The following is a 5,763-nucleotide window of genomic DNA, read 5'->3' as shown; positions in this document are numbered from 1 at the left end:
CCTACTTCTGCGACCCGCACAGCCCCTGGCAGCGCGGCGGCATCGAGAACGGCAACGGCCTCCTGCGCCGCGACCTGCCGCGCACGACCAGGCTCATGCCGCCGTCGATCGCCGCTATCACCCGTTCCCTCAGGTCCATGGAGAGTGGTTTCCCCATCGCTGCCCCCATTATCTGCCTCGGGAGCAATGAATCAGGCCTTGGCCCGGATGGGAATCCCCAATCGATTCAGGCCGAAGGGCAAACGCTCTAGACGCAAATACGAAGCCGGACCGATCGGCGTGCCGGCTTGCGACTTACCCGAAGTCATCGGTTTGCGACAGAATGCTCGCATACCCGATTCCGCGCACGGTCCTGATGGGCGATGGTCTGCCGGTTGTCGCGAGCTTCTTGCGCAAACGACTGATTATTCCGTCGACCAGCCTTTCGCCCGCCGACCAATCCGTTCCACGGAGCTCCGCAAGTAGCTTTTCGCGCGACACGGTCCGCCCGCGAGCCTGCAATAGCACAACAAAAGCACTGAATTCGCTCTCTGACAGATCTACCAGGATGCCTTCCGGGGAAAGGATCCTTTTCCGCCCGACGTCAAGCCGCCAGCCTCCGATTTCGTGCGGGCCGGTCGCCAACCCCTGATCGTGTAATCTAGCGATCCGGTCCGGAGGCCTAGGTTCGCTACGACGGATTACAGACTTCACACGCGCGCGTAATTCACGCACGCGGAAAGGTTTCGTTACATAATCGTCGGCTCCAATCTCTAACCCAAGGACCGTGTCGATCTCAGTTTTCTGGCCAGTGAGGACAATTATTCCAACATCGCTTGTACGGCGAATGTCTTGCGCTACCTGGAGGCCATTGGACTCAGGAAGTATGACATCAATTATAAATAAATCCACAGCGCGCTCACGCATTATTACTCGAAACTCTTGCACTGTAGATGCAGGTATCACCTCGTAATTTTCGGCCTCAAGAATCTCCTTCAGGAGCGCTCGAACAGCCGCGTCATCATCTAGTATGGCGATTACCTTGTTTAACATTTCACGTCGCCGATCAGCCAAAAAATGCGCTTATCGCACTCTAAGAATTTCTTCAAGAGCCTTTCGAAGTTTTGATTGCGCTTCCCAAGTAGCTTCTTAAGAGTATTAAAAAGTGTCTAGAACGAATTACTTTCAGAAGAACCACGTCCACGGTGTGAGGGCTGTTCGAGGGATCAAGTTTGTCCCAGCGCTTCTTCGACCTTCTTGGCGAGTTCGGCCGCCCGGAACGGCTTAAAAAGCGGAGAAGCTGTTGCTTCGACATCCACTTCACTGGTCAGGAGGTCTTCGCTGTACCCAGACATCATCACCACCGCGAGGTCGGGTTGACGCCTGCGCGCCTCGCGCGCCAGTTCAACGCCGGTCATTCCCCCCGGCATCACCACGTCTGTTAAGAGCAAGTCGAAACGGTCGCCGCCAGACAGGATTTCCAGCGCCGCAGCGCCCGTCTCGGCTTCACGTACCTCGTAGCCGAGATTGGAGAGACATCTCGAGGCGAAGGCGCGTACGTCCTCGTCATCCTCGACGAGCAGGATCCGACCGCCATTCACGGGAGCGGACGAAGCCTTTTCGGTCTCAGCGGCCTCCTCATCGTCGAGTTCGCCCTCATAAGGCGGCAGGCAGAGCGACACCCGTGTGCCTTCGCCCGGCGCGGTGTCGAGGTCCACGACGCCACCCGATTGCCGCACGAGACCGTAGACCGAGCTGAGGCCGAGCCCGGTGCCGCCCCCGACCTCCTTCGTGGTAAAGAATGGCTCGAACGCGCGCTCGGCCACTTCCGCGGGCATGCCCGGACCATCGTCGATCACCTCAATCAGCACGAATCCGCCTGTCCGGCAGCCGGGCGCGGCGGCCTCGGTCTCAGACAACTCCTTCCAGCCGGTGCGGACCAGGATCTTGCCGTGCCCTTCTATCGCACCGACCGCATTGATTACGAGGTTCAGAACCGCCGACTGGAGCTTGTCGGGATCGACCCGCACCATCGCATCAGTGCTGCCCAACTCGCATTCGAAGTCGATGCTTTCGGGCACGGCACGGCGCAAGAGATCCTCGGAGGACCGGATCAGCCTGTCGATGTACACGGGGCGCGGCTGAAGCTGCTGGCGCCGCGAAAAGGCCAGCAGGCTGCTGGCGAGCCGCGAGCCACGTTCGGCCGCGTCGCTGATCGAGATAAGTTTCGGCTTTAGTGTCTCCTGCTCCAACTCCTCCAGGAGAAGATCGCAATTGCCCAGGATGATGGTCAGCAGATTGTTGAAATCATGTGCGACCCCGCCGGTCAGTTGCCCGACGGACTCGAGCTTCTGCGCCTGATGCAGCTGTGCGTCGAGGCTGCGCATTTCCGTGACGTCGGAAACCGCGCCGACCATGCGCCGTGGTGTCCCGTTTTCGTGCCGAACGATGAAGCCCCGGTCAATCATCTGGCGATACGTCCCGTCAGCAGCTTCGATACGGTATTCGTGTGACCATGAGTTTTCATTCCCGTTCAACGCCTCATCGAGACTTCTACTGAAGCCCAGCCGATCATCTGGGTGGATACGCTCCAAATCCGCATCGATCGTATGTGGCTCCGCTGGCGGCCGCCCAAAAACGTGTTCGTAATCGTCGCTGTGCCAGATAAGCCCAGTATCCAGGTTCCAATCCCAGATTACGTCGTTGCTGGCCCAACTCACCAGCCGAAACTGCTCTTCCCGTTCGCGCAGCTGCTCCTCGGCGGTGCGGCGCTCGGTCGTATCGCGTTGAACGGCCACGAAATGCGTACACTCGCCCTCGGCGTCGAAGATCGGGGCGATGTCGATCTCAAGTGTTATCTTGGATCCATCCTTGCGGTAGTTGGTTAGCTCCGTCCGGATCGGGCGGTTCGCCTCAAGCGCCTGACGAATCTCATCCAGTTCTTCGCGCTCGGTTTCCTCGCCCTGAAGGATGCGCGGAGTGGCGCCGATCGCCTCGTCTCGCGAGAAACCGGTCATGTTCAGGAAGGCGTCGTTTACGAATACGATCTCGGGTTCTCTGGGAGCATCGATTTGCTTCGCGTTGGTGATCACGACCATATCATTCAAGCGACGGACCGCGGCGTCGAGCAGACGCAGCCGGGCTTGTCTGTCCCGCTCCTGCGTCATGTCGCGGACATGAAGGGCCACCCCGCGCGGCGAGGTATGAACATTGAGCTCCAGCCACGTCTCGTTTGCCCGGACCCGGACCTCCCGCGTTTGGCTCGCATCTTCTGACCGGGCCTTATCGGCCAACTCGCGCAGTGCGTCAGCTAGTTCGGGCTCGACCTCCTCACTGACTACATGCCCAATCAGCGAGCGCTTTTCGGTCAGGTTCAACATGACCTGGGCGCGCCAATTGAAGTAACGCACCCGGCCCTCGAGATCCGTGACCAAGAAGCCGTCGCCAAGAGAATCGAGGATGTTTGTCAGCAAAGCTTCCATTTCCGCGCTTGTCTCGCGCGCCCGCACCATCTCGTCCACGTCTTGCAGCGCTCCATGAACCGAAATGATACGACCCTCCTCGGCCCGCTCGGCCTCGCCGATCACCCGGATCCAGCGCTCCTCTCCGCGCTGTGTTCGCTGCTTGACGATCTCGTCAAAGGCGATACCACCGGCGACGCAGGCCCAGAACGCGCGCTCTATGCGCGTACGGTCTTCACCGATAAGAGTGTCGAGCGCGTCGTCAACGGACACCGTTCGCGTGGAGCCGCTCTCAGAATACTCGACGAACTCGCTCGATTGCGTGTCATAGCGCCAACCGCCAAGGCGGGCCGCCTGTCCAGCCAGGCGTAAGAGGCTTTGAGATCGCACAAGAGCTGCCTCCCGGCTGCGCAGGTCGGTGACGTCTTGAACAATGCCAGTTATCTCCACCGGCTCGGTTTCCAGGGCGTTCACTTCAATCGGGCCAGTTTGTGCGCGGAAGATGCGTATTTCTCTTTCCTTCGCGTGAGCCCGAAATTCGAGCTCTACGATTTCGTGGTCTTCCATGACGCGTCTCAAGCTCTCTCGAAAGGCGGGCAAATCACCGGCCACGATCCGAGCCTCGACATCGGCGATCGGTACTTGATGGTTCTCGAAGCCCATTATCGCTTGGATCGTATCCGATAACGTAATGCTGTCCGCGCCGGGCTTCAGCTTCCAGGTTCCGAGTGCCGCCATGCTGCTCGCGCGTTCGAGTTCAACGGAAGTGTCCCTGAGCTTTCTTGACATTTCGTTGAAGGCGGAAACCGCTTCCCGTAGCTCAGTGGGCGCGCCCGGTGTTTGCCTGACCTGCGCAGCCTCGCGCGCCGCAACGCGCGGCGCCGCATCCCTTAGATCTTGTATCGGGGCAATGACATCCTGACGGAGGCGTCTATAGCCGAACAAGGCGGCGCTGAGACCGAGAAGGACGGCAAACAGGATGAGCGAGAGCCCCATTCGCTCAGGTACAGTAAACATCCCATTCGCCGGCGCGATGGCCAGCAGGTCGAACTGCTGCCCACCGATCTCACCTACTTCGTGGAAGACATCCCGCTGCGATCCGCCGAGTGTCGCGCGGGTCAAGCCAGCGGTGGCGGGGATAGTAACCTCCGCGCCGAGCGGCAGTTCCTCCACGGTCGAGGCCACGACGCGCCCCGTCCCGTCGACGATGACGATGTCGCCGAAGGCGGCGCGCTCGCCTCCGGCGATATACCGACTAAGAAACTGGAGACTAATGGCCGCGCCGACATAATAGATCCTCTCTCCCCGGGTCACCGGCCGAGCCACGACCAGTACGTCACCTCCCATTGTCCGGCTGACCTGGTAGCCACCCATAACGAAAGTGCCGGAATCCCGGGCTTCGTTAAACCAAGGCCTGTCGGAAATATCGATGCCGACCGCGTCGGTCGGATGGCCGCAGACGATCCTTCCGTCAGCGCCGGCAACCGCTACAACGGCGTAGGCCTCCGCAAACGGCCGCCGTACGGTATCGATCACCTCCGAGCACGGTTGATCCATCGGATCTAACAGCGACAGAAGCGCGGAGAAGCTCTTGGAATGGTCGATGAGGTCATTGAACCGCAATGCGGCAGTCTGGGCCTCAGACGAGAGCAGTCCTTCCCGCTCGGTCCTCAATTGCTTATTGCCGAACCAGACAGCTGCCAGGCCCGCAGCGAGGAAAGGCACGAGAATGATCAGAAAAAACCGCCGAAGCAGGGTCTGGATGGTCGGACGCTGCAAGGTCAATTCGACCTCCTTTCGATAACGGACCCAAGACCATTTCCAGGGCCTGATTATTCTCTCGAAATCGGCGCGCTCAACTCATGAATGGATCCGGATGTTGCCACTCGGGAAGTACGTTTTTGAAGCATCGGATAGATCTGATCGGCTGTCCCCAGCGAGGCTATCAAAGGTCCCTGCCCCGCGTCGCACCCCTTGATCGCGCAACACCTTGAACTCCGATCTTGCCACGATGCCATCTCCGACCGCACGCTTGCCCATGTTCCGTGCAAAAGAGATCAGAGGGCAATGTCAGAGGAATCGTTTCAAATCGTTCTTCCCGGCCACCCACGGTGAGCAGAAGGCGCAACAATTTGGTCCGTAAGGGGAAATTCCTTCCAGTTCGCCATTGAGATCAACAACCGAGCCGAATTTAGGTTATCAAACTAAGTTGCTCTGACAAGACCGTACGACGATGTCACGCTCGGTGGTGACAAGTCGCTCGAGCGTTTCGATCACCCAGTGGAACCCCGGCATTAGATCGGCGAGCGACCGCTCCATCTCT

Annotated in this window: 2 protein-coding genes and 1 pseudogene; 1 reads left to right on the top strand and 2 read right to left on the bottom strand. The window is 59.4% G+C overall.

Going from position 1 to position 5,763, the window contains the following annotated elements:
* Positions 1 to 251 (top strand): annotated as a pseudogene (locus tag P1J78_RS23840) (hypothetical protein); the annotation flags it as partial.
* Positions 252 to 294: 43 nt separating this feature from the next.
* Here the strand turns inward: P1J78_RS23840 and P1J78_RS25495 are convergent.
* On the bottom strand, positions 295 to 1,032 hold the full coding sequence (locus P1J78_RS25495) for a response regulator (protein WP_374213419.1): 738 nt from the start codon (positions 1,030 to 1,032) through the stop codon (positions 295 to 297).
* 173 nt (positions 1,033 to 1,205) lie between these two features.
* Positions 1,206 to 5,225 carry a PAS domain-containing protein gene (locus P1J78_RS23835; protein WP_275569871.1) on the bottom strand — a complete coding sequence of 1,340 codons (4,020 nt, stop codon included), beginning with the start codon at positions 5,223 to 5,225 and terminating at the stop codon, positions 1,206 to 1,208.
* Between the last annotated feature and the right edge of the window lie 538 nt (positions 5,226 to 5,763).

The organism is Psychromarinibacter sediminicola, assembly GCF_029168335.1.
Taxonomy (GTDB): domain Bacteria; phylum Pseudomonadota; class Alphaproteobacteria; order Rhodobacterales; family Rhodobacteraceae; genus Psychromarinibacter; species Psychromarinibacter sediminicola.
This window is presented reverse-complemented; position numbering and strand designations above follow the sequence as displayed.

Bases quoted from the DNA above. Each gene is read 5' to 3' on its own strand.
- P1J78_RS25495 (WP_374213419.1), bottom strand. From the start codon at position 1,032: ATGTTAAACAAGGTAATCGCCATACTAGATGATGACGCGGCTGTTCGA.